The 23,705-nt window shown below is 65.2% G+C and carries 19 protein-coding genes and 5 pseudogenes; 10 read left to right on the top strand and 14 right to left on the bottom strand.

What is annotated here, in order from left to right; translation table 11 throughout:
- Positions 1-11: 11 nt before the first annotated feature.
- On the bottom strand, positions 12-209 hold the full coding sequence (locus tag P2T60_RS17460) for a heavy-metal-associated domain-containing protein (protein WP_276280508.1): 198 nt from the start codon (positions 207-209) through the stop codon (positions 12-14).
- Positions 210-620: 411 nt separating this feature from the next.
- On the opposite strand from P2T60_RS17460, the pseudogene P2T60_RS17465 reads away from it, so the two are divergent.
- Positions 621-776 (top strand): annotated as a pseudogene (locus P2T60_RS17465) (RNA-guided endonuclease TnpB family protein); the annotation flags it as partial.
- Positions 777-787: 11 nt separating this feature from the next.
- On the opposite strand, the gene P2T60_RS17470 reads toward P2T60_RS17465, so the two are convergent.
- Positions 788-1,078 carry a DUF8152 family protein gene (locus P2T60_RS17470; protein WP_276280509.1) on the bottom strand — a complete coding sequence of 97 codons (291 nt, stop codon included), beginning with the start codon at positions 1,076-1,078 and terminating at the stop codon, positions 788-790.
- A 58-nt stretch (positions 1,079-1,136) separates the two neighbouring features.
- On the opposite strand from P2T60_RS17470, the gene P2T60_RS17475 reads away from it, so the two are divergent.
- Entirely contained in the window at positions 1,137-1,610 is a 474-nt protein-coding gene (locus P2T60_RS17475) for a hypothetical protein (protein WP_276280510.1), read from the top strand.
- Here the strand turns inward: P2T60_RS17475 and thiD are convergent.
- A complete protein-coding gene (gene thiD / locus P2T60_RS17480) occupies positions 1,607-2,995 on the bottom strand; it encodes a bifunctional hydroxymethylpyrimidine kinase/phosphomethylpyrimidine kinase (RefSeq protein WP_276280511.1) in 1,389 nt (462 codons plus the stop codon). The two genes, P2T60_RS17475 and thiD, sit on opposite strands and share 4 nt — an antisense overlap.
- A 181-nt stretch (positions 2,996-3,176) precedes the next feature.
- On the opposite strand from thiD, the gene P2T60_RS17485 reads away from it, so the two are divergent.
- On the top strand, positions 3,177-3,584 hold the full coding sequence (locus P2T60_RS17485; RefSeq protein WP_276280512.1) for a DUF7718 family protein: 408 nt from the start codon (positions 3,177-3,179) through the stop codon (positions 3,582-3,584).
- Here P2T60_RS17485 and P2T60_RS17490 read toward each other — a convergent pair.
- The gene (locus P2T60_RS17490; RefSeq protein WP_276280513.1) at positions 3,568-3,717 is read right to left on the bottom strand and encodes a hypothetical protein; all 150 of its coding nucleotides are present in this window, start codon (positions 3,715-3,717) and stop codon (positions 3,568-3,570) included. The genes P2T60_RS17485 and P2T60_RS17490 overlap by 17 nt on opposite strands.
- Positions 3,718-3,897: 180 nt before the next feature.
- Here P2T60_RS17490 and P2T60_RS17495 point away from each other — a divergent pair.
- A pseudogene (locus P2T60_RS17495) lies at positions 3,898-4,868 on the top strand (NOG1 family protein).
- A 225-nt stretch (positions 4,869-5,093) separates the two neighbouring features.
- Here P2T60_RS17495 and P2T60_RS17500 read toward each other — a convergent pair.
- The 3 genes from P2T60_RS17500 to P2T60_RS17510 form a co-directional block, all read right to left on the bottom strand.
- Complete coding sequence (locus P2T60_RS17500; protein WP_276280514.1) at positions 5,094-6,437, bottom strand: TIGR00341 family protein; 1,344 nt, start codon at positions 6,435-6,437, stop codon at positions 5,094-5,096.
- Positions 6,438-6,497: 60 nt separating this feature from the next.
- A complete protein-coding gene (locus tag P2T60_RS17505; protein ID WP_276280515.1) occupies positions 6,498-7,244 on the bottom strand; it encodes an SIMPL domain-containing protein in 747 nt (248 codons plus the stop codon).
- Between the two features lie 92 nt (positions 7,245-7,336).
- Positions 7,337-8,650, bottom strand: coding sequence for a TIGR00341 family protein (locus P2T60_RS17510; RefSeq protein ID WP_276280516.1), 1,314 nt, complete (start codon positions 8,648-8,650; stop codon positions 7,337-7,339).
- A 423-nt stretch (positions 8,651-9,073) separates the two neighbouring features.
- Here P2T60_RS17510 and engB point away from each other — a divergent pair, with 423 nt between their 5' ends.
- Together engB and P2T60_RS17520 are read left to right on the top strand one after the other, a co-directional pair.
- Positions 9,074-9,694: a GTP-binding protein EngB gene (gene engB, locus P2T60_RS17515; protein ID WP_276280517.1), complete on the top strand. Its 621-nt coding sequence runs from the start codon at positions 9,074-9,076 to the stop codon at positions 9,692-9,694.
- A gap of 381 nt (positions 9,695-10,075) precedes the next feature.
- Positions 10,076-11,170, top strand: a complete 1,095-nt coding sequence (locus tag P2T60_RS17520) for an NAD(P)/FAD-dependent oxidoreductase (protein WP_276280518.1) — start codon at positions 10,076-10,078, stop codon at positions 11,168-11,170.
- A 25-nt stretch (positions 11,171-11,195) separates the two neighbouring features.
- On the opposite strand, the gene P2T60_RS17525 is transcribed toward P2T60_RS17520, so the two are convergent.
- Positions 11,196-12,257, bottom strand: coding sequence for an N-acetyltransferase DgcN family protein (locus P2T60_RS17525; RefSeq protein WP_276280519.1), 1,062 nt, complete (start codon positions 12,255-12,257; stop codon positions 11,196-11,198).
- Between the two features lie 103 nt (positions 12,258-12,360).
- Between P2T60_RS17525 and P2T60_RS17530 the strand changes: the two genes are divergently transcribed.
- The 3 genes and pseudogenes from P2T60_RS17530 to P2T60_RS17545 all read left to right on the top strand — a co-directional run bounded on the left by P2T60_RS17530 (position 12,361) and on the right by P2T60_RS17545 (position 15,986).
- The gene (locus P2T60_RS17530) at positions 12,361-13,056 is read left to right on the top strand and encodes a helix-turn-helix domain-containing protein (protein ID WP_276280520.1); all 696 of its coding nucleotides are present in this window, start codon (positions 12,361-12,363) and stop codon (positions 13,054-13,056) included.
- Between the two features lie 266 nt (positions 13,057-13,322).
- Positions 13,323-14,768 (top strand): APC family permease, encoded by a 1,446-nt coding sequence (locus P2T60_RS17535; protein WP_276280521.1) that lies wholly within the window; start codon positions 13,323-13,325, stop codon positions 14,766-14,768.
- Positions 14,761-15,986, top strand: a pseudogene (locus P2T60_RS17545) (M20 family metallopeptidase). The gene P2T60_RS17535 and the pseudogene P2T60_RS17545 overlap by 8 nt, the downstream one beginning before the upstream one ends.
- A gap of 19 nt (positions 15,987-16,005) precedes the next feature.
- On the opposite strand, the gene P2T60_RS17550 reads toward P2T60_RS17545, so the two are convergent.
- The 6 genes and pseudogenes from P2T60_RS17550 to P2T60_RS17575 form a co-directional block, all read right to left on the bottom strand.
- A complete protein-coding gene (locus P2T60_RS17550; protein WP_276280524.1) occupies positions 16,006-16,755 on the bottom strand; it encodes a hypothetical protein in 750 nt (249 codons plus the stop codon).
- Between the two features lie 340 nt (positions 16,756-17,095).
- Complete coding sequence (gene ddh, locus P2T60_RS17555) at positions 17,096-18,025, bottom strand: D-2-hydroxyacid dehydrogenase (RefSeq protein ID WP_276280525.1); 930 nt, start codon at positions 18,023-18,025, stop codon at positions 17,096-17,098.
- 570 nt (positions 18,026-18,595) lie between these two features.
- Positions 18,596-19,252 (bottom strand): hypothetical protein, encoded by a 657-nt coding sequence (locus tag P2T60_RS17560; protein WP_276280526.1) that lies wholly within the window; start codon positions 19,250-19,252, stop codon positions 18,596-18,598.
- A 106-nt stretch (positions 19,253-19,358) separates the two neighbouring features.
- Positions 19,359-20,655 (bottom strand): annotated as a pseudogene (locus tag P2T60_RS21915) (eIF2B alpha/beta/delta subunit family protein).
- A gap of 57 nt (positions 20,656-20,712) precedes the next feature.
- Positions 20,713-22,002: an Hvo_1808 family surface protein gene (locus P2T60_RS17570; protein WP_276282231.1), complete on the bottom strand. Its 1,290-nt coding sequence runs from the start codon at positions 22,000-22,002 to the stop codon at positions 20,713-20,715.
- Positions 21,885-22,370, bottom strand: a complete 486-nt coding sequence (locus P2T60_RS17575; protein ID WP_276280527.1) for a hypothetical protein — start codon at positions 22,368-22,370, stop codon at positions 21,885-21,887. The genes P2T60_RS17570 and P2T60_RS17575 overlap by 118 nt, the downstream gene beginning before the upstream one ends.
- A 501-nt stretch (positions 22,371-22,871) precedes the next feature.
- Between P2T60_RS17575 and P2T60_RS17580 the strand changes: the two are divergent.
- A pseudogene (locus tag P2T60_RS17580) lies at positions 22,872-23,659 on the top strand (coenzyme F420-0:L-glutamate ligase).
- The last annotated feature ends 46 nt before the right edge of the window (positions 23,660-23,705 follow it).

Raw genomic sequence — 23,705 nt, forward strand, 5'->3', positions numbered from 1 at the left:
TTATTTGTTGCTTAGGCCTTCGCCGTGTAACCCGCGTCCTCGACTGCCGCCACGAGGTCCGCGTCCGAGGCGTCGCCTTCGACGGTCACGCTGTCGGACTCGTTGTCCGCCTCGGCGTCGGTGACGCCCGGTACGTCCCGAAGCGCGTTTTCGACGTTCTCCTCACAGCCGCCACAGCTCATCCCTTCGACGGTGATTGTCTTTGCCATGTCTCACACTTGGGTCGCGTCCCTTTTCGCGCTTTCCCCTTCGGCTTCGGAACTCGAAACGAGCCGAGGTTAAGAAATTAAGGCTTCGCCGCGGCAATTCCGTGCCGACGCCGGACTCCGGCGTCGGCACGGAATTGCACGTAGCCAAAATCCCGTAAAGTCCACGGACCGTAGCTTCGGGCATGGGAATCCAGCAGGCGCTACAGAACGTCCTGACGAATCCGACGTACCTCGCGGCGTGGGGCGCGCTGGTCGCCGTCTCGCTGGCCGTTCTCGTCTGGGGGCCGGAAGAACAACTCGGAACTGAAGAGCCTCATGAAGTTCGTCTGGGGTTCACGGTGCTGTACTCCGGCCCGTTCGGACTCGTCGGCTACTGGTACTCGGGTCGGACCCAAATCGACCACGACTCGTTCTGGCGGTATCAAGCGAGTAGGAGCGGGACGCTCCGAATCAACGCCTGTGGAGACTGCACTCCCTACGGGAACCACCACGGTTCCTGCAAAGCGCGTCGTGGAAGCAGGACGCCCTACCCTCAAGGAACGAGCCGTGTCACCGGCGAGTGAGTAGGGTAGGGTAGTTCACAGCCGAGTCTCGATTTCCGCGACGAGTTCCCGCGCCGCCGCGACGTGTTCGTCGGCCGCTTCGTTCCCGGTCTCCTTGACGTTCGAGAGGAGCATCCGGACCTGTTCGACTCGCTTTTGGACGACCGCTTCGGGTACGTTCGGTCCCGTGGCGTCCTCGCAGACGGCCTCCGCTTCTCCGAGCCACTGGCTCGCCCGCGTCTCGACGGGTAACTCGGCGGTGGCTTCGAGGTGGTCGTGGAGGTCGGCGACGAGTGAGGGGAGGTCTGCGTCGTCAGTGGCGGTCACGTTCGGCGTTCGTTCTGCTCTCGTAACAGTAATGCGGTCGTAGTACGGGCGTCGGAACATGACCGACGAGCGAGACGACGCGAGCGACGAGAGCGACTCCGAAGACCACGGTCTCCCGCCCGAAGACCTCCAATACCCCGAGTTCGTCTTCGAGGAAGGCGAAATCGCCGACGACGGGAGCTTCGAACTCGACGCCGACCTTGACCGGGACGAACTCCGCGCGTGGGTCGAGGACCTCGCGGGCGGACTCGCCAGCCACGACATCGCGGTCGAATCACCCGACGGCTACGTCACGCTCGGGGTCGCGCCCGAGGGAGCGTCCATGTCGTTCGACCCCGACGAGTCGGGCGTCGGCGAGTTCGCGGTCACGGTCGAGATGCGCGCGAAGGCGATGTTCGTCGCCGACGACCCGGAGGGTGAGAAGGTCGGCGCGCGCGGCGGGAAGGGGTTCGTCCCCATCGAGGCGCTGACTGGGGAGAGCGACGACGAGTATCGGTGCTACAACTGGATAGACGACCCGACCGACCCTTAGAGCGCGTCCAACAACGCCAGCACGCGCTCGGCCAACTTCTCGCCGTCGCGCGCTACCACCTTCGTCATCGCCTCCTTTCCGTCCTCGCCCCTATCGACCACCGCCACAGGCGTCCCCTCGACCGACTCGAAGGCCTGCCGCGCGCCCCACTGCATCGTGGACTCCTCGCGCTCCTTCACACCCTCAGGCTCCGACCCCCGGTCGTACTCCGCGACCGGCCAGTCCAGCGAGTCGAGCGCGGCCTCCACGTCGGCGTCGAACCGGCAGTTCGCGGCGAAGCGCAGGTCGGGGTCGAACTCCCGGCAGGCCAGCAGGAAGCGCGCGACGTGACTCGACGCGCCGAAGCGCACGCCGCGGTTCGGCTTGACTCCCGAGAACGTGCGAGTAATCCGGCCCTCCACGGCGGCAGTCTCGCTCGCGTCTTCGGCGTAGGGGGTCGCGCCGACGACGTTCGTACCGACTTCGGGGACGAGCGCGGACACGTCGGCGTCCACGAACTCCCTGACCACCTCTCGGACCTCCTCGGCGGTGGGTTCGCGGGCGGCGCGGTTCCGGCGCTCGACGCCGTGGTGGACCGCGCCGGGTCCCTCGCCCACGTCGAGGGGGTAGCGGACCGCGCGAGTCACGAACTCGACGCTCGTCTCGACTGCATTATTAAGGTTGTACCCACGCGCGAAATTGCTTGCGACCGCGGCCGAGAGCGCGCACCCCGACCCGTGAGTCGCGTCGGTGTCGATGCGGGAGTGTCTGGCCGTGCGCGTCCCCTCGGGCGTCACCAACACGTCGCGGACCGTCTCGCCGGGGACGTGTCCGCCCTTCAGGAGGGCGGCGTCGGCACCCATCGAGACCAGTCGCTCGCCCGCCGCGATTGCGGACTCGCGGTCCGCGACTGCCACGTCGGTCAGCACTTCCGCTTCGTCGGCGTTGGGAGTCACCAGTGCGGCCTCGGCGACGAGGTTCGCGTAGGCGTCCTCGGCCGCAGGGTCGAGCAAGCGGTCGCCAGAGGCGGCCACCATCACGGGGTCCACGACGACCGGAAACGCGGCGTCCGCGGCGCGGTCGGCCACCGCCTCCACGATGTCGGCGGTGGCGAGCATCCCGGTCTTGGCGGCCCGCACGTCGAAGTCGTCTGTCACGGCGTCGATTTGGGCCGCGACCTCTTCGGCGGGCAGGACGTGGGTCGATTCGACGCCGCGGGTGTGCTGTGCGGTGACGGCCGTCACTGCGCTCGTCCCGAAAGCGCCGTGGGCCTCTATGGTCTTGAGGTCGGCCTGCACGCCCGCGCCGCCGCCGGAGTCGCTCCCCGCGACGGTCAGCACCACGGGTTTCTCGACGGGGGACGGGACGCGGGTGTCGCCGGTGACGGGTCGGCTCTCGTCGCTCATTTACTCGGTGGTAAAACGAAGTGGTACTTAGAGGTGGGTGGTCGGGTGGCGTCGGTGCTTCCGGGAAACGAGTACGCTGCGGGATGGAACTGGCGCACACGAAATAAGGAAAATGACGTGTTTCGCGTGCGTGCGAGAAATTTTCCACTATCGACTTCTACCCAGTGCATACGAGGAACCCGTGACTGAAATATCCGATATTGTCTACACCGACTATCTATGTACTCGAATTCTCCGGTACGTGAAGGTCGAACGAGGCGAAGTCGCGGCGTTCGTCGTCGAGTTAGAGTACGGTCTCGACGACGAGTTCTACTGGCCCTGTGAGTGCGACGACTGGCGACCAGTCGCTCGCTTCGACCACAATCCCGCCGCGCCGGACGGCAACGACATCCGCGAGGAAGGTCTCCACCTCGACATATATCGGGGCGACGACGAGTACTACTCTACGGACGACTTCCCGTTCGTGACCGTGGAGAAAGCGCCGCGCTGGTGTGAAGAGTATCTCTTGGACAATCTGGACTTCTTGCTCGAACGCTACGAGGAGTTCAACGACCTCGGCGGTCGATGGTCGGTCACGCTTCGTCGGTAGATTCCCACGTCTGTTCGCTCGCGTCCGGAATGGGTTCCTCGTCGAAGTCCGGTTCGAACTCCTCGACGGGCCGCCCCGTCTCTCGACTCAGTTGCTCAGCGGCCGTCTCGTCGTCTTCTTGTTTGAGTGCCATTGGTAGAACCCACTTATCTCGGTTGTAACGTTGTTATAGACGGCGTAAATACCTGATGGTGGTCTCAGACCGAGAAAGCAGTCCGAGTAAGCCGGTACTACTGCCAGTCGGATTTCGTAGTCGAACTTCCTCACGCTCGTATGGACGCCCTTTTAATGCCGCGAGACCCTATCTACGTCCATGATTTTCGAGACCCTGCCGACGACCCCAACGTCGGAGGAACTCATCGACAAGGCCTTCTCGCGGGCGGCGCGGGCGGGCCGGGCCAAAAGCGGCGCGGAGGCCCAGCAGTCGATGCTCCAGACGGCTTCCAACATCCTGAGCGACAACTTGCAGAACGTCGCCGCGGAATGGCCGGACTTCGACGACATCGACCCCTTCTACTACGAGTTGGCGGACGCCATCGTGGACGTGGACGAGTTGCGCCAGAGCCTCTCGGAGATTCAGTGGGCGAGTCGCAAGACCCACAACCTCGGCCGGGAGTATCAGGGCAAACTCACGGGTGACGCCGACGCCGACCGGAAGATTCGCAAGCAGGGGTTCGCCCGCCTCGCGGACGTGGTAGAGGAAGTCGAAGACGACCTCCTGCGGGTCGGTGAGGCCCATCAGGACCTCCGGCGACTCCCCGACATCGACCCCGACGAACCCACGATTGTCGTCGCTGGCTACCCCAACGTCGGCAAGTCGTCGTTCGTCAACGCGGTCACGAACGCCCGCAACGAAATCGCCGAGTACCCATTCACGACCAAGGGCGTCCGCGTCGGCCACTTCGAGCGCGAGCGCATCCGCTACCAAATCGTGGACACGCCCGGCCTGCTCGACCGCCCGGAGGACGAGCGAAACGACATCGAGAATCAGGCTGTCTCGGCGCTGACGCACCTCGCTGACGCAATCGTCTTCGTCGTGGACGCCAGCGGCTACTGTGGCTACCCCTCGACGCGCAACTCGAACTCCGGGACGCCCTCGCCGACCGATTCGGCGACGTGGACGTGCTGACCGTCTGCAACAAGTCGGACCTCTCGACCGACGTGGACGCCGACGCCTACATGAGCGTCGAGAGCGGCGAGAACGTCGAGGGCGTGCTGGACGCCGCAGTCGAGGCGGTGGGGTACGAACCCGAACTGCCGTTCGAGGACGGGGAGCGTTCGTAACGTCCCGGTACGTCGAACTGACTACGACAGGAAGGCTTCCCCGAGTCGGCGCGGCGCTTGCGCGCAAGCGCCGCGCCGGGGACGACCCGCATCCCCCGAGCAGTCGGCGTTTCGCGCCGGTGACGCCAGCGCGCGCCGAAACTGGCCTACGCGTCCGTGGAAAAGGGATATGTTTCTTACGCACTTCTATAGCGTTCTTAGACATTTCTATACCTGTCCTTTAACTCACCCGAGCGTTCCCTGACGCTCCCCGACGAGCGGCGTCCCCGCGACCGACGACTGCCCCGTCCCGTTCGCGGTCTGGTAGTCCACGAAGCGGACCCGGACCTTCGGATTCTGGCCCGTCGCGTCGTTCAGACGCCGCTGAAGCCGGGTCGCCAGACTCGGGTACTCGCGGTCGGTCGTGCGACTGATGGTGACGGTGATGGTCTCCGGTTCGAAGTAGGTGCCCGTGAACCCGTACTGGGTCGTCGTCCCGACGTAGGTCAGATTCGCGTACTCGGGGTCGTCGAGGACGCCGCTCACCTGTCGGTTGATTGTTCGCTCGTAGCTGATTTGCTGGTAGGTGGCGACCGTCGCGCCGCCGACGACGAGGACGATTATCAGCGCCGCGAGACCCATCGCCGCGGTTTGGGCGCGGCTATCGAAGTGCCAGAGGTTCGAGTCGAACCCGTCGGGCCGGTAGTCCAGATACCAGAGCGTGACGAACGCCGCGACGTTGATGCAGATGAGCGAGACCAGCAGGAGGACCAGCGACCCGATTGCGACGACCGGAAACCCCCAGACGGTGGCGATGCCGGTGGTCGCGGCGGCCGGAATCAGCGCCGCGGCAATCATGACGCCGATGAGGGAAGTCGGTCCCTTCGTCGTCAGGCCGAACGCCGAGGCGCTCCCCGCCGCCAACCCGACCGCGACGGTCAGCAGACTCGGCGCGACTCGGGAGCTAATCTGGCCGAGCGCGGTAATCTGCAACTGCGGGACGAACGAGAACGCCTTGAGGAGGTAGCCGAACGCCAGCGCCGTGACGACGGCGACCCCGAGTCCTATCGCCTGTAGTTTGATGCTGTCCACGAGCATCTCTCCGTCGCCGGTGACTGCGCCGACGCTCGCGGTGAGAACCGGCCCGACCATCGGCGCGATGACCATCGACCCGACCACGACGGCGGGCGAATCGACCAACAGACCCGCCGTGGCGATGATGGCGCTCAGGAATATCATCCAGACGAACGATGTCCGGTCGTGAGCCATGTCGCGGGCCTTCGACCGGAGTTCCTGTCTCGTCAGCGGGTCGAAGTCCCCGGAGTAGCGACTCTCCAGCGCCTCCATGTTCGGCGTCGAAGCCGTCTCCGCCGTTGCCATGACCGTGTAGTCGTCCGCCCTGAGTCCGTCGTCTTCGAGCGCGGCCATCACGTCGCCAACGCCGTCGCTCGGCAGGGGGAACTCCACGAGAGCGCCGTCGCCCGCCCGGTCGTCGGCGTCGAGGACCGCGTAGTCGATTCCAATCTCGTCGAGGGTTCGCAGAATCTCCTCGCGCCGTTCGTCCGGCACGTGGACGTGTATCAGGCGCACAGCAGAGTCACGCCCTACCGACGCAAAAGGATTCAGGCCCCGGGGACGCGCCCGGCGGCGCTATCCGCTGGCGTTGTACGTCACCTGCACCTGCGCCGTCACCGTCACCGGCCCGGACTCGATACTCGTCCCGCCGCCGCCTCCGGCGTCGGCGCTGAGGGCTTCGGCCCGAACCGGACTGAAGTTCAGGTCACCGGTCGTGGCGGTGTGGACGCCCGAAATCGTCAGGTTCGCGCTCTCGGCGATAACGTCGGCGTCGGCCCGCGCGTTCTCCATCGCGTCCCGGAGGGCCTCACTTCGGACCGCTCGCCTGCGTTCGTCCGACAGCGTGAGTTCCACGCTGTCCACGCGGTCGGCCCCGTTCGCAACTGCGGTGTCGAGTATCGCGCCCGCCCTGCTCACGTTCGACAGCGTAATCTCGAAGGCGTGGACGCCTTCGAACCCGGCGGGTCGGCGCTCGCCCTCGACCTCGCGGTACTCTTGGTCGATGCGGAACGCGACGGTCCGAATCTGGTCGTCACCGATTCCGGCGCGCCGGAGCGCCTCGCGCATCTGCGTGGCGTTCTCGGCGATTCGCTCCCGGACCGCGTTCGCGTCGTCGCCGCGCGCGAGGACCGCGACCTGCACGATTGCTTGGTCGGGTTCGGCCTCGACCTGTCCGGTCGCCGAGACCCCGATAGTTCCGCTCTCGCGGTCGAGTTGCTGTGTCCGTGCGCTGGCACCGTCGGTCGGCGCGAGACTCCCGACGCATCCGGCCGTCGCCAGCAGGACTGCGACACCCACCGTTGCGAGTATTCCCCTGTGCATCGGGAGTCGGATACGACGGCGGTCGGCAAAAAAGCGCGTATGGGTGAAACGCCAATTTGACTCACACAGAATCGAGGAGGAAGCCCACGACTTCAGTCGTGGGTAACTGACGGCGGGACCTGCTCGACTTCGACATACCTGACCTGTACCACGATGTCGTGGCCGGTGTTGCGGTTGACGCGTCTGCTCAACTGCTCTGCGAGGTCGGGGTACTCCTCTCCCGGCGGGCGACCCACGGTGACGACGACGCGCTGGGACTGGTCGAACGGGAGCGTCCCGCTCTGTTCGAACTCGACGTTCAGGAGCGTCGCCTCCTCGTACTGGCTCTGGTCGAGGACGCGGTTGACCTCCTGTTGGGCCTGATTCTGGAACGTCGCGTTCTGGATGGTGGTGTAGGTGACACCGCCGAGAAACAGCGAGAGAAGGGCGATAGCGACCACGAGAACGCCGACGCGCTTGAACAGTACCGAGCGAGTCTGGTTGAGTTCGAACCAGTTTTTCGGCCCGTAGTCGAGATACCAGAAGACAACGAGTCCCGAGAGGTTGATGGAGAAGATGTTGACCAGCACGAGGACGAGCGAACTGACCGCCGCCAGCGGTTGTTGCCACGCGATTGCGATGCCGACGGCGGCGGCGGGCGGTACGAGTGCGGCGGCTATCATCACGCCGACGATGGCGACGGAGACGCCGGAAGCGAGACTCAGCGCGCCCGCCGTGCCCGCGCCGAGTGCGACCGCCAGCGAGAGGAAGTCGGGCGTGAGTCTGCCGCTGACCTGCGAGATGCCGAGTACGTCGGTTCCGGGCGGGAGGAGGAAGCCGTACCGCACGCCGAGTGAGAACAGGGTGGCCGAGGCGATGGCGGCGAACCCGCCGATGAACTGGTACTTGACGCCGCGGCGGAACAGTTGCCGGTCGCCGAGAACGGTGCCGACGCTCGCGCCCATCGCGGGACCGATGAGCGGCGCGATGACCATCGACCCGACCACGACGGCGGGCGAGTCCAACAGCATGCCCGCGGTGGCGACGACGGCGCTGATGATGGTCATCGCCACGAACGTCGGGAACTTCGGTGTCATCTCGCGGGCCTCGGTTCGCATCTCCTCGCGGGCGATGGTCTCGGTGTCGCCGTTCTCCTCGGCGTAGCGCTGTTCGAGTTCCTCGTACTGGCGGGAGGTGTCAGTCTCGGCGTCGATGATGACCGCGTGGGGGTCCTCGCCGAGTCCCGCGTCCTGCAGTTTGTCCAGAATCGGTTGGACCGCCGCGGTCGGAAGCGGAAAGTAGGCGATGGCTGTGTACTCCCGGCCGCTGGTCTCGTCGGTCAGCATGTAATCGACGCCCTCGGAGTCGAGTACGTCGGCGACCATCTCTCGCTTACCGGCCGGAATCGAAACCTGCACGAGCCGCATATGTTCGGGAATGGCACGGGAGGTGTAAATAAGCCGCGGCACGGGGACGAAGGCGGGTCCGAGACCGCGTTTCGTGACCCGCGATAGGGACGCTTCCGCGGGTCGTCACCCGCCGTCGTCTCGCGCATTTCGACCGGCCGTCGTCTCGCGTATTTTCACCCACCACGGGACGCGCCGCGACTGCGCTCGCGCTCGCGGTTCCCCGCGAGCGCAGTCGCACGCGGGGAGGAACGGGGGCGCGGTGCGGTGGCGGTGCGGTCCTGATTGGCTCAAGCCTGTCGCTGCCGCTCCGGTCGTCCTCCACCGGTCAGACCGACGCCAAATCACCAGTACCACCGCTCGGACCGACGAACACCGGCGACCCACGGAACCCCGGTTTCAGAGAACCACGCCCGTTAAACCGCCGCGCGCCCAAGTCCGGGTATGTTCGAGAGTCGTCCGGGCCGAGACGCCGAGGTAATCTTCGTCGGCCGGTCGAACGTCGGTAAGTCCACGCTGATGCGCGAGATTACGGGCCACAGCTTCGAAACCGGGGGCAAACCCGGCGTCACGCGCTCGCCCAACCACTACGACTGGGCCAGCGAGGACTTCGTGCTGACCGACTTGCCGGGGTTCGGGTTCATGTCGGGCGTGCCCGAGGAGCAACGCGAGCAAATCAAGACCGACATCGTGCGCTACGTCGAGGACAACGCCGACAAGATTCTGGTCGGGGTCCTCGTCGTGGACGGCAAGAGCGCGGTGGACATCATCGACCGCCACTCCGGGGAGGACGAGATTCCTTACGACGTGGAGATGTTCTACTTCCTCCGGGACGTGGACATCCCCGTCGTCGTCGCGGTCAACAAGATGGACAAGGTAGACGACGAGGACGAGCGTCTGAACGAGTTGTGCGACCGACTGGGCCTGCATCCGCCGTGGAAGCAGTGGCAGGAGACGATTGCCCCGATTAGCGCCAAGCGCGGGAACATCGACGCGCTGAACGAGGCGGTCAAGGAGCATCTCCACGAGGCCAAGCGCGACGACCTGATGAAGTTCTTCTCCTAATCGGTCGATTCGGGGCTTGCTTCGCGGTCGGTTGGTTCGACGGGATTGGCTTCGCGGTCGGTTGGTTCGACGGGATTGGCTTCGCGGTCGGTTGGTTCGACGGAGCTAGCTATTGCCGACTCCAATCAAGACCGCACCGCCCCGCACCTCGTCCTCCCCAACCGCCTGCGTTGCTCACTTCGTTGCGCTACTCGGCCCTCGCGCGGTCTGGCGCGGCACGAGGCCGCGCCAGCGCGCGCCGGAGTGGAACGCCGAACGGAGCTTCGCGCGCGGAGATAGAAATACAGTTCTCAGACAATTCTTTAGTCACTTCTAAGATACCTAAATACCTCTCTTTGTGCGGCCCCAAGTCCGAACACCCCGCCGCTCGTACTGTCGGTGATGACTCAGACTCCGGCCTACGAGGTGGTCGTCGTCGGCGGCGGACCCGCGGGACTCACCACCGCGCTCTACGCGACCCGCCTCGGCCACCGGACCGCGGTCGTCAACCGTGAGGGCGGGCGCTACGAGTCGGTCTCGTTCGTCCACAACCTCGTCGGCGTCTCCGAGGAGACCTCCGGGCGGGACGTGACCGCACTCGCAATCGACCAGTTGGAGGAGTACGGCGCGGACTACTACCAAGACGACGTGCGGGAAGTCGAGCGAGTCGGACCCGACGACGCCCCGGACTTCGAGAACGAGAGCGACGGCACCCAGTTCCGCGTGACCGCCGAGAAAGTCGCGCTCCGGGCCGACCGCGTGGTGTTCGCCACCGGGTTCACCGACGTACCGCCGAACGTCCGCGACCTCCGGGAGTTCACCGGCCGCGGTCTCCACTACTGCCTGCACTGCGACGCCTACACCCTCGGCGACGAACCCGTCTTCGTCCTCGGCCGCGACGACCACGCGGCCCACGTCGCCATGACCCTCCTGAACTTCACCGACGACGTTGACCTCCTGCTGAACGACGAGGAACCGGCGTGGAGTGACGACGTGTCCGAACAGGTCCGCGAACACCCCGTCGAAGTCGTTTCCGACCGCGTGGACCACGCCTACGCCGACGAGGACCCCGACCACGGCGACGGCGAGCGATGGCTCGGCGGTCTGGAGTTCGCCGACGGTCACGCACGCGAGTACGGCGGCGGGTTCGCGGTCCACGGCAAGGAGTTCAACAACGACCTCGCGGCCGACCTCGGATGCGACTGCAACGACGACGGGTCGGTCGCGGTGGACGACGACCGCGAGACCAGCGTCGATGGGGCCTACGCGGTCGGCGACCTGACCCACGGCCAGAACCAGACGCCCATCGCCGTCGGTGACGGCGCGTACGCCGGTATCGCGCTCCACAAGGACCTGCGGCGGTTCCCGGTCGCGGCAGACGAACTCGACCGACTCGACGACCTCGGCGTGCCCGCGATGCCCGACGACCTCCGCGCCCGGATGTGGCGCGTGCGGGCCGACGACGACCACGCTGGGATGACGCCGCCGGACCGCTGACTGACCCCACTCGACCGCCGACGCCTCAGAGCGCGTCTAACACGGCGTCGAGCAGACGCTCCGGTCCGCCGTCGTCGTAGACGTTCCCGGCCGGGAGTCCCCACGCCGCCGACTGCTCGTCGGCGTCCCCCCACGTCGAGAGTGCCGCGACCGGTGTTTCGGTCTCGTCCGGCGACCCGGCCAGCGACTCGATGGCCGCGACTTCCCGCTCGACGCCCGCGACCGAGAACCGCTCGAAGTCCGCGCGCCCCTCCCGGTCGGGGTCGTCCACCAGCACCACGGCGTCGGGGTTCGCGCCGTGGAGCAACGAGAGGGTGACGCCGGAGTACGCCCGGTGGGTCAGCGCGGCTTGCCCCTCCACGAACACGAAGTCGTGGTCCTCGGCCACGGCGCAGACTAAATCCTCGACCACGCCCGCGGTGAAGTCGGCGGGCACGCGGTCCACGACGACGCCGCGATGCGCCCCGACCATGATTCCGGTCTGACCGGTGGCGACCCATCCGGCGTCCAGACCGGCCTCCCGCGCGGCCCGGTAGAGTTCGAAGGTGGTCGTGCGCTTGCCCACCGCGCAGTCGGTGCCCATCGTCAGCACCACGTCGGCGTCTACGTCGTCCACCCGGCCGTCGCCGACCCGCAGGTCGTCTCCCGCCGGTGGTTTGCGCACGTCGAACAGGCGGACGCCGGACTCGGCGGCCAACTCCTGCCACCGCGGGCGCTCGGAGAGGAAGGTGTGCAGCCCCGACACCACGTCGCACCCGGCCCGCATCGCTCGCTCGATGTCTTCGACCCACGCGTCGGGGAGTTGTCCGCCCGCGGGCGCGACCCCGATGACCAGCGCCTCGGTCTCGGGTGCGCGCTCCAGCGCCGCGTCCACGGACGCGACGACCGGCACGTCGGCAACGTCGTCGCGTCCGAGTACGTCGGCGGCGGTCCGTCCGGCGCGCGCGGAATCGACGACCGCTCTCGCCTCGAAGAGTTCGCTGTGCATCACTACGCCGTTCGCGGTCTTGCCCTCGGTGGTCCCGAACGCGCCCTCCGCGAGGACGACGGCGGGGACCGGCGCGTCGAAGGCGCCGTGAAGGTCCATGCTGATGACTCACGAACGACCTCCGTAAAACGCTACCACCGTTCATGAGAGGGACCGAGAGACAGCTATTTAGGCGACGACTCCATCGGTACGACCGAGGTGCATGGCAACTGATACCACGGGTGGACTACGGCTAACGCTCGACATCTGGCATCCCGACTGTTGGACCCTTGCCGTGACAGAGCGAACCGACGGGGGGTTGCTCGGCCACGGCGTCCACCGCATCGACGGGATGGCGAACGGTCGGTTCACGGCCTACGGGGACGCCACCGACGAGGTGGACGAACTGGTCGGGGCGATTCGGGACTCGGACCTCACCGAGTCGGTGTGGGAGACGGCGAGTCCCCACGCCGACGCCGACACGCAGGTTCCGGGTAACGCGAGTCGGGGAATCGTGGTCCGGTACGACATCGAAAACAGCATCAACGATGCGCTGGTCTCGCGGGGGTTCATCCCGGACGAACCGGTCCGGATGTACGACGGCCGGGAGTACTGGACGGTCATCGTCAACGAGAGTCGGACCGCGGTCCACGACCGCATCGACGCGATACGCGACGAGATGGACGCCGACGTGGTGGTCGAACTCATCACCGCGCCCGCCGCCGGGAGCGGCATCTTCCGGACCGACGAACTCTCGGCCCGCCAGCGCGAGGTGTTCGAGTTGGCGCGTCAGAAGGGCTACTACACGTGGCCCCGCGAGGTGTCGGCGACCGAACTCGCCGAGGACTTGGACGTGTCGAAGGCGACCCTGCTCGAACACCTCCGGAAGGCCGAGGTGAAACTCCTCGGGGAGGTGTGATTGCTCGTCGGATGTGTGATTGCTCGCGCAGACTCCGGGCGCGTTCGCGTGGCCACCCGCGAGCGCATGGGCTATCCGCGGGCGCAGGACTCGCGGGCGCAGGACTGCGCCCGCGGATAGCCCGCGCGACCGAGAGCGCGCGTGGGCTTTCCCGATTCACGGTCGCGGCGGTCGTCGTCGCGTTTTCGGAACGTCTCTGCACTTCGCGTGGGACCCTTCCATTCTAGGGACGGGGGCTTTGTCTTCGGGTTCTGGTATGATATACTATGACATCCCAATCACGGGACGACCGAAGCCTCTCGCGGGACATGGGACCGCTCGGCGCGATGAGTACCGTCGTGGCGGGCACCCTCGGCGCGGGTCTGTTCGTCACGCTCGGCACCGCCAGCGCGACCACCGGCCCCAGCGTCATCCTCGTGGTGATTCTGTCGGGCCTGTTGGCGATGAGCATCGCTATCAACTACAGTTGGATGGCGACCATCTTCCCGGCGGCCGCCGGGTCCTACGCCTACGTCTCCAGAACCTTCGGGTCCCGACTGCCCGGATTCGTCGTCACGTGGTCGAAGTGGCTCGGCTACATGGCCGCCGACGCGGTGCTGGCAATCGGGTTCGGGAGCTACCTACAGGTGTTCTACCCCTCGGTCGACCCGAAACTCGCGGGCTTCGCCCTGTTGACGGTCCTGTTCCTCGTGAACCTCGTCGGCACGAAAGGCTACAGCCTCTCGCAGAACGCCATCTTCGGCGTGCTGATGGCCTCGATTCTGGTGCTGGTGATTCCGGGAAGTTTCAACATCGACCCCGCGAACTACCAACCGTTCTTCACCGGTGGTCTCGACGGGTTCGTCGGCGCGGCGGTGCCGCTGTTCTACGCCTATATCGGCATCGCCGTCGCGGGCCAGATGGGGGCCGAAGTCAAGAATCCCGAGCGCAACCTCCCGCTGGCGATGGCTGGCGGGACGCTCGTCCTCGTAATTCTCTACGTCTGGACCTCGGCGGTCATCTACGGCGTGGTCGCGGACTACACCGTCCTCGCGGACTCGGCCCGGCCGCTTGCGACCGCCGCAGAAGCGTTCCTCGGCGACTCGGCCATCGCGGTCGTCTCGTTCGGCGGCCTGCTGGCGACCGCTTCCAGCGTCCACGCGGTGATGGCCGCGGGCATCAAGATGCCCTACTCGTGGTCGTGGGACGAGGTGTTCCCCGAGCAGTTCTCCGCGGTCAGCGACCGATTCGGCACGCCCCACTGGTCGCTGGCGACGCTGTACGTCATCGCCGCCGGACTGACCTTCTGGAGCGCGGGCCTGAATCAGGCGCTCGCCATCGCCACGTTCAGCTACCTCATCGCGTACGCCTCGGTGTCGATAACCCTGCTCTACGCCCGAGCGAAGCGCCCGGACCTCGTGAAACGGGCTGGGTTCGACTTCGGATGGCTCACCCCGATTACGGGCGTCGTCGCTACGGTCGGGTCGGTCGGCCTGCTGACGAAGGCGTATCAGGGGTCGCTGAGCATCTACCTGCCGTGGCTGGCGGTCGGACTCGTCGTCTTCGCGGTCTACTGGTACCGCGGCGAGCAGAAGGGAACCGACGTGGAGGCAATCCTCGACACGCTTCCGGGGGTCGCCTCCGACGAGTACGACCCGAAGGTCGGCGGCGTGAGCGACGAGACCGTCGGCGGCGTGGACGACGGAAACGTGGGGGGTGCCAGCGATGACTGAGACCGAGACGGGACCGGCCTCCGGTCTCGCTATCGACCCCGAGGAGACCATCGACCTGCTCCAACAGATGGTCAAAATTCCGAGTCCGTACTTCGAGGAACACGACCTCGCGGAGTTCGTCTACGACTGGTTGGACGACCGGGACTTGGACCCCGAGTACCACCACGTCAGCGAACCCGAGATTACCGAGTACGAGGGCGACAACGTGGTTGCCCGACTGGAGGGAGCGACCCGGACGCGCCGACGCTCCTGCTCAACGCCCACATGGACACGGTGAAATTGGTTGAGGACTGGGCGGAAGACCCCTGCTCGGGCCGCATCGAGGACGGGAAACTCTACGGACAGGGTGCCTGCGACATGAAGGGCGGTCTCGCCGCGGTGATGAAGGCGTTCGAGGCGCTGGCCGAGTCGGACCGCGAACTCCGGGGCGACGTGCTTCTGACCGCCGTCGTGGACGAGGAAGGTCCCTACGGTCTCGGGACCGACCGCCTCATCCGGGACGGACTCACCGACGACTGCGACGCCGCCGTCGTAACCGAACCCGGTCCCATCCTCGCCCAAGAGGACCTCGACAACCCGGCGCTCCTGCTCGGCGCGCGCGGGCGATTCCTCTACGACATCACGGTCAAGGGGAAGGCCGCCCACGGTTCCCAACCCCACAAGGGAGTCAGCGCGCTGGTGGACGCCGGACGACTCGCGGAGGGCCTGACCGAAATCGAGGTCGGGAGCCACGACAAACTGGGCGACGGGTCGGTCTGCCCGCTCATGCTCGAATCCGGTAGTCAGACGCTCTCGGTGCCCGAGCGCGCCCGCCTGATGGTGGACCGCCACGTCGTCGTCGGCGAGACGGCGGAGTCCGTGCGCGCCGACGCCGAGGAAGTCGTCGCGGAGTTGGACCTTGAAAGCGAGGTGGAAATCAGCTTCCGCGAGGCCCCCGACCCCGGCATCAAGTACGGGCCGTACGTCACCGACGAGGACCACGAACTCGTCGGGGCCTTGCAGGACGCGACCCGCGAAGTCGCGGGCGTGGACCCCGAACTCGGCTACTTCGCCAGCGTCGGCGACTTCAACTATCTGGGCGACCGGGCGGGCCTGCCGACGGTCATCGTCGGTCCCGACGGCGAGAACATCCACGGCGCGGGCGAGTTCGTCTACACCGACGAGGTGGTCGAAGTCGCGGAAATCGTGACGGAGGCGGCGGCCGAGTTCTGCGGGTGAAATCAGGGTTTTTCTGAATTTAGACAACGATTTCAATGCTTTCCAATTCAACGCCGTGTGGCGGTTCAGCCCGATCGTTATCTTGTGGACCGAAGTCTGTACTGGCCTCTCCGACCCCGTAACAGTCTACGTAACTCTCTAACTCGACGTACGCAGTATACTCAACGTCGGGGCGAAGAAGCGTTTGTACTCCCTCTCGGAAATCTCCTTGCCGCTTTTTCCAGTCTTTGATGCTCCCCGACTCAGAGACGATTTCCGTACTCAGTTTCGCGTTGGTTGACTGGTCTACGATGTTCAAACTCAGGGACAGTTCTGACGCCGCTGATCCGACTGCAGTTAATAATCCTTCATACTCCCCTGTCGCTACGACGATTGCGCTACGGGATTCATTACCTTCTACTCGAAAATCCACCCCGAGTCGGGAAATCTCGCTTCTGTCTCCCGCTCCCATCGCGGTTATCACTGAAGCAGTCATGCGGTTCCGCTCTTGGTCATAATCGGCGCCTCCCGTTGCGAGTAGATTTCCTCTTCGTCGAGATAGACTGCTTCCTGTATTCATTTTGGTAAATACTGTCCTCTCGTCGGTGAGCGCTCTGGGTGGTTCTTCTGTAGTCGTCTGTGGTGGGGCAAATTTTGCCACAATACCACCACTTGGAATAGATTTCCGAATATCCGACCGTGCTTGCTCTTTCTCTTCCGTCGGTGGCGATTCCAACTGTGATACCTCAATTGTAATGATATATCTGGCTCTCGTTTCTTCGACACTCACACCAGGTAATTTACTGAGAAGAGTAATTTCAGTCTCGTATTCCGGAGTAGCTGGTATGACAATGGTCTCGGTATCTGCCTCCTGTTTTAATTTATGTACTAGTGTATTTCGTGGTATCAGCAGTCCACCAGCGAATGTCCGTAACGCTGTTCTCCGATTCATCTGCTTTTGACAGGCTCCCATGGTTCACCACTAATTTCGATGCTACTTTTTCACACCACATATTTCATTTTGAATACGTCTAGAAAAGTGATACACCTGGATTATTCTTGAATACAGAGCGGAAATAATCCGTGACTCCGACAAGTAAAACGTCTCTAAGGATGGTTTTAAGACTTCCTTATATAATCCGATTCGTCATCTCCTCGCCCGCGTCCACGCGCTCGACGTTCTCCCGGACTAACTCCGCGATGTGTCGGAAGTAATCGCGCTCGGCCGCGGCGCGGTGAGGAGTCACGATGACCTCCTCCATCTCCCACAGCGGCGAGTCCTCGGGCAGGGGTTCCTCCTCGAATACGTCCAGACCCGCGCCAGCAATCTCGTCGCCGCGGAGCGCGGCGACGAGTTCGTCCTGCACGACGACCGACCCACGGGCGACGTTGAGGAGGTAGGCGTCCTCGCGCATCGCCGCGAACTCCGCGGCACCGAACAACCCTTCGGTCTCGTCGGTCAGCGGGACCGCCAGCGCGACGAACTTGGCGTCCGCGACGGCCTCGCCGAGGTCGTCGGGCGTGAAGACTTCCTCGGTGTGCGGGGTCGGGTCGCCCGAGCGTCGGACGCCGACGACTTCCATCCCGAGGGCGTCTGCGCGCTCGGCGATGCCCTGCCCGAGGGTGCCCAACCCGACGACGCACAATCGCTCGCCGTCGAGCGTGAACGGTTCGTCCCACGCGGGGGAAGCCCACTCGTGGGACTGCTGGCTTCGGACGTAGGCGTAGAGTCGGCGCGCGAACGACAGCATCAGGCCGACCGCGAACTCGCCGACGCTGGCGTCGTGGATGCCGGTGCTGTTGGTCAGGACGACGCCTTCGTCCTCGAAGGCGTCGAGGGGGAACCGGTCGTACCCGGCCTGAATCGAGTGGACCCACTTGAGGTCGGCGTCGAGGAAGGTCTCGGAGTAGCCGAACGTCACCACCGCGTCGCAGTCGCCGAGTTCGTCGTCGCCGACCACCGGAATCGCGGGACCGAGGTCCGACAGCGCCTCGCGGAGTCGTTCGGGCGGGAAGACCGCGCTCACGGACTCGTGGACGCCGATGCGTCGTACTTGCATGGGGAAACGTCCGGAGTCTCGGCGGTTGAATCTTCGGGTCGCCGACCGCCGCCAGAACTGGCGGCGGTCGGCGAGCGCGGCCGCTATGGAACGCTACAGATTGCTCTCGCCATTAAAAATCGTTCTCTAAGCAACGTAGCGCGCGTTCAAAACCTCGTAGATATTTCTCGGCGGGTAGCGTCTCCGAAGTGGTGGCTCGGTGTAAATCCCTCGTCACAAGGGGCCGGTGGGGGTAACTGCTCGTCACGGCCACCACGAGGGGTTGGACGCTCACGGTGAAAAGCGTCACGCAGTCGGCCTTCTCAGAGGAGCCTATCCTGCACCTCTGTTCCAAAGTTTAGAGAAAAGAATATTTCAGTCATAGATTTTAATATAGTTATAGCAGTTTTAATATATTTAAATACTAAAATAGAGTGGGACAGAGTTGAGTACGACGCCGAATTCGACGGCGTTTCGGGGGTCACGTACACCCTGCTTCGGTTATAGAATCCCGTGACGTTGCCCTGTGTCCTGCTGTTCGAATGAGGGGTCGCATGTTCGAGCCAGCTAGAAGAGACCAGGGGGTACTAGTTAGTCGCCGCAGTTCGACGCAACCTGATTCTGACTGTAGATTATCGAGATGAGCGACATCGCCGCGCCGATACCGTTACCGGCCGAACTGACCGATGGGCCGCCTTTAGACCGAACCTCCTTCTGGTAGTTCCGTATCGACTGGTAGCAACCGAGGTCGATGTCGAACCCCACGGCGACCGCGTTTTCGATATACCAACTCGCCCATAGCGGGTCGTTCCAGCCGCCCTCGTCGTTTTCGTCGTTTACGTTCACTTCCAGATGATAGATTCCCGGCTCGAGGAAGACACCTGGTGCCCACTCGAACGTGTATTCGGTCGTCTGATTGGGAGGGATTTCGATGGCATTACCGCCGTATGTATCCGGATTCAGATACACACGCTGGTCGTCAATGTAGTTCTGATGGTACAAATGCGGAACGACGTGACCCCACTTGGTCTCGTCGTAGGTACTCCTGATTTCGACGGTCAACGTGGTTTCGTCACCCTCTTCCGGAAAGAGCGTATCGTCACCGACCTTCACCTCGCGGAGGTCGATGCTCTCGAACAAGCCGCTCGCACTCACTTGCTGGCCGAGTGTCGAGAATCCGAGCCCCGCTCCGAAGACGCTCCCTCCAATCTTTGCTAGTGCGTCTCGACGGGTCACACCTCCCTTCATGGATACTACTAATTAGTATTATTTCATTAGTCTTGTGGAGGCGTGGTTTGAGTTAACATCCATCCTTCTGTCGCCTCCACGCCGTGGAACGGCCAGCTACTTACTGTCACCACGTCGAGTAGCCACGAAGTTCCTCAACTACGTCCCTGAGTTCCTCGGCGTCCAACACCCCGCTCTCGGTAATCACGCCCGAAATCCAATCCGCTGGCGTCACGTCGAAGGTCGGATTCAGCACGTCGAGGTCGGTCTCGCCGTCGTACACGGCTTCGGGGTCGCCGTCCTCCAGACGCACCGCGTCGTCGGTCCGCACTTTGTCGCTGGCGGCGACGACGTAGACCGGAAGGCCCTCGCGGGCGGCGGCGCTCGCCGCCGCCCGCGTTCCGGTCTTGTTCACCACGCGGGCGTCGGGCAGAATCGCGTCCGCGCCGACCACCACCGCGTCCACGTCCTCGGTCGCTAGTACGTGCGCAGTCGCGGCGTCGGTGTGGAGCGCCACGTCCGGCCCGTCGGCGTTCGCGGCCAGTCGCTCGGCGACGCCGACGCCCTCCCGCGCGGGCGCGACTCCGCGACGAAGACCCGGTTCGCGGCGGGCAGGGCGTCCAGCACGGTCCCCGACCGCGAGAGCGTCAGGACGCTCTCGCTCGAATCTCGGCCGCCGCGTTCTCGGCCGCCTGCTCGTCCGCCCGAAACGCGCGCTCGATTCCCTCGCGGGCGGCGCGTTCGACCGCCTCCGCGGTGGCCTCGCCGCTGGCGGCGGCCATCGCACGGTTCACCCGATTGCCGACCGCGGCCATACTCGGTCGGGCGTCGAGGAGTTGCTCGGCGACAGCGGTCAGTTGCGACCACCCGACCGCCTCGGTGTCGCGCGCGGCGAAACTCCCCGCCCGGTCGCGCAGGAGTTCGAGCGCCCGGACCGAGAGGTACGCCGAACCGTGGTCGGCGTCCTCGGCCACCTGCCGGACGGTCGGACCGACTCGGGAGTAGGAGGCCCAGAGCTTCGGCACCGTCTCGCGCCGGAGGATTTCGGTCGGGTGTACCCACTCCGACTCGACGGTCTCCCAGTCGGTCTCGGCGTCTCGACGCTCGCAGTCGAACAGATAGGGGTGGACGACCCACCGCGCGTCGAGGTCCCCGTCACCGGGTGACTCCCGGTTTTCCGAGACGCTCCGCGCCTCGCTGTCCTCGAACTCGAAGGTGACGCCCTTCCGAGCGAGCGTGCAGGCGTCGAGCAGGCCCGTCTCCTCCTCGATTTCCTCGCGGGCCGCGGCGTCGGGGGACCCTTCGGCGTGGCCCGCGACCCCGCCCCACTTTCCGGGGTAGGACCCGACTTGCTCCGAGCGCCGGAGCAACAGCACTTCGCCGCGATTCCGCAGAAAGCAGGTGACGACGTGGGTTTCGTCCATACTCGTACCGTCGGCCCGAAACGGCTTGAAATCCGGGTTCGGACCGGCGCGAGCGACTTATCCGTCGGCCGTGGTCGTGGTCGCGTTCGTCTCCACCTCGATGGAGACCGACTCGTCTTCCGTCGTGGTCTCGTCGCCCGCGTCGGTCTCGTTGGTCGCGTCAGTCGTCGCAATCGGTCCCACGTCGGGGCGGACCTCGGACAACTGCTCGACGGTCGGCGCGTTCACGATGGTCACGTTCCGGCCATCGACGCTCACGTAGAAGGCGTCGGCGAACCCGCCGTCCGGGATGCGCCACACGTTCGGCCCGAGTTTTTCCGCCCCCCAGTAGTAGAGGACGTTTCGGTACCCCTCCACGAACTGCTCGGCGTTCTGGGGCGAGTCCCACGCGAGTCGCCAGACGTATCCGAACTCCCCGCTGGGGTTCTCGTAGACGTGGAGTCGGTCGCCGTCCCACCCCGCCGAGTAGTCCGACTCGTAGTTCAGCGGGTCGAAGTCGCTGAGTTCGCCCGACTCGTTGTAGTCGAACCACTCTTCGGGCGGCACGATTTGGGCCTCGCCCTGACTGTGGTAGTACGGATAGACGAACGTCATCATCACCGCCGCCTCGCCGAGTCGCCCGTATCCGGGTCGGTCGGTCGCGCGCACGCGAGACCACCCGTCCGTCGCCGTGTCGTTCAGACTCACGTTCGTCGGCGGGTCGGTCTCGTACCTGAGCGGATGGATGACCTGCTCGGTACTCGCTGGCGGGTTCGCGTACATCTCGTTCACCGCGTCCCATCCGCCCACCTGCCGGACCATCCGGACGAACGCCGGGCCGTCGCTGTACGGTTGGAACTTCATCAGGTAGACGCCGATGTTGGCGAGTTCGCCGCCGCCTCCCCCTCGCTTCGCGTCGAGACACTCCCACCCTTCGCCGCACTGCTGTTCGTAGAGCGCCTCGGTGTAACTGGCGTCGCCCTCCACGAGACCGTTCCGCGCGTTCACTTGGTCGCGGAGTTTCGCGTCGAACGGACTGCCCGCGAGGTCGTACCGGGCGTCCTGCCACGCGTGCATCAGTTCGTGGGCCAGCGTGAGTTCGTCGATTCGCAGGTCCTCGGCGCTCTCCGCGATGACGACGATTTCGTCGTTTCGCGGACTGTAGAAACCGAGAACGCCGCTCCCGCGGTTGCGGTTCTGGACCGCGATGGAGTCGGCCGACTCGTTGACCAGCATCAGGGCTTCGAACTTCACGTTGTCGAACTTCCGGAGTGCTTCGTCGGTCTCGCCGCTCGCCTGTTGTCGTCGGTACTCCTCTCTGCTGAGGACCGACACGGGCACCGACTGGTCGAACTCGATGCACCGCACCGCCTCGACGCGGGCCATCGTCCGCGAGACGATTCGCTTTCGGCCTTCTCCACCCCGTCGGATTGGTTCACGTCGATTGACTCGTCGTACCAGATTCCGTTCTCCCACCCTTTCGCGTCGGCGTCGGGGTCGCTTCCGTCCTCGGGCGGCGCGGCCGCGCAACTCGTCGCGGATTGGCCCGGCCCGGTCTGCTGTCCGGTCGGCCCGGCCTGCTGTCCGGTCGGCCCGGTCTGCTGTCCGTCCTGTGCGCTCTGCTCTGGTTTCTCTTCGGTCGCCGTCGCTCCGCCGAGGGTCCCCCCGGCGACACCCGACGCGAGCAACGCGACTACCAGTAGCATCGCTGTCGATTTCTTTCCCTGTGTTAGCATTCCCCACTACTCCTCCGTGGGTATCCACGGACGCGCCGGGCAAAAGGTCGTCGCCCGCTCCGACTCCGCGACTTCTGGAACTCGAAAGCGTGGAACGATGGTGGAAGTCGGCGAGCTGCTACCTGCCGACTCATATCGGACCGCACCGCGACAGCCACACCCTCCCCAACCGACTGCGCGTCTCGCTCCCTCCGGTCGCTCGCTGATTTGCGAACGACGTTCGAAATCAGCGAGACGCGAAGCGTCTCGCAAGCCTCGGCCTTGCGGCCTGCGGTCCTCGTCCACCGTCGGAAGCGAGTTCCGACGAGCCGTCCGTCGCGTCGCTCCGGAAGACCTCGCGCGGCGGGCGCGACACGCTCCGCGGTCGCGCCCGCACGCGCCGGGTGGTTAGCTACGCCTGCATCTTCTGCGCGACTCCTGCTACGCCTGCACCGTCCGCGGTCTGTCGTCTCGATTGCCCGTTTCGGGCGGGTTTTTACGCCGACGCGTCAATCTTCGGGTATGGACGTGTTCGCTGTGCCGGGACTGCCCGAGGTCCGGAGGGCGACGACCTCGCGGCCCTCGTCGATTCGCGGGCCGACCTCCGGGACGACGACGTACTGCTGGTCGCCAGCACAATCGTCTCGAAGGCCGAGGGTCGGCGCGCCGACCTCGACGACTTCCCGGCCGGACCCAGAGCGAGAGAGATTGCCGAGCGACTCGAAGGGATTTCCGGCGAGGAGAAAGACCCCCGATTCGCGCAGGCCGTCTTGGAGGAGAGTACCGAGATTATCATGGAAGCGCCGTTCCTTCTCACCGCCACCAAGTTCGGGCACGTCGGCGTCAACGCGGGCATCGACCGCTCGAACGTCGGTTCCGGTAGGGACGGCGCGGACGGCGAAGGTGGCGACCTCCTGCTTCTGCCCGACCGACCGACCGAGAGCGCCGACCGGATTCGCCGGAACCTCGAATCCGACCCCGCCGTAATCGTGACCGACACCTCCGGCCGACCGTTCCGCCACGGCCAGCGCGGAGTCGCCATCGGATGGTCGGGCGTCCCGGCGAGTCGGGACTGGCGCGGCGAGACCGACCGCGACGGCCACGAACTCGAAGTCACGGTCGAGGCCGTCGTGGACGAACTCGCGGCCGCGGCGAACCTCGTCACCGGCGAGGGCGACGACGGCCTGCCGGTGGCCGTCGTCCGCGACTGGGAGTTCGGCGACCACGAGGGAAGCGACAACCTGTATCGGGACGTGGACGGCGACTTCGTGCGCCAAGCCCTCAGGGGGTGGGAGTTTGCGCGGGATTGAACTCACGCCCGAGCATCCGATTTCGGACCTCGTGGAAATCGGCGAG

The organism is Halorussus caseinilyticus (assembly GCF_029338395.1).
In the GTDB taxonomy this organism is placed as follows: domain Archaea; phylum Halobacteriota; class Halobacteria; order Halobacteriales; family Haladaptataceae; genus Halorussus; species Halorussus caseinilyticus.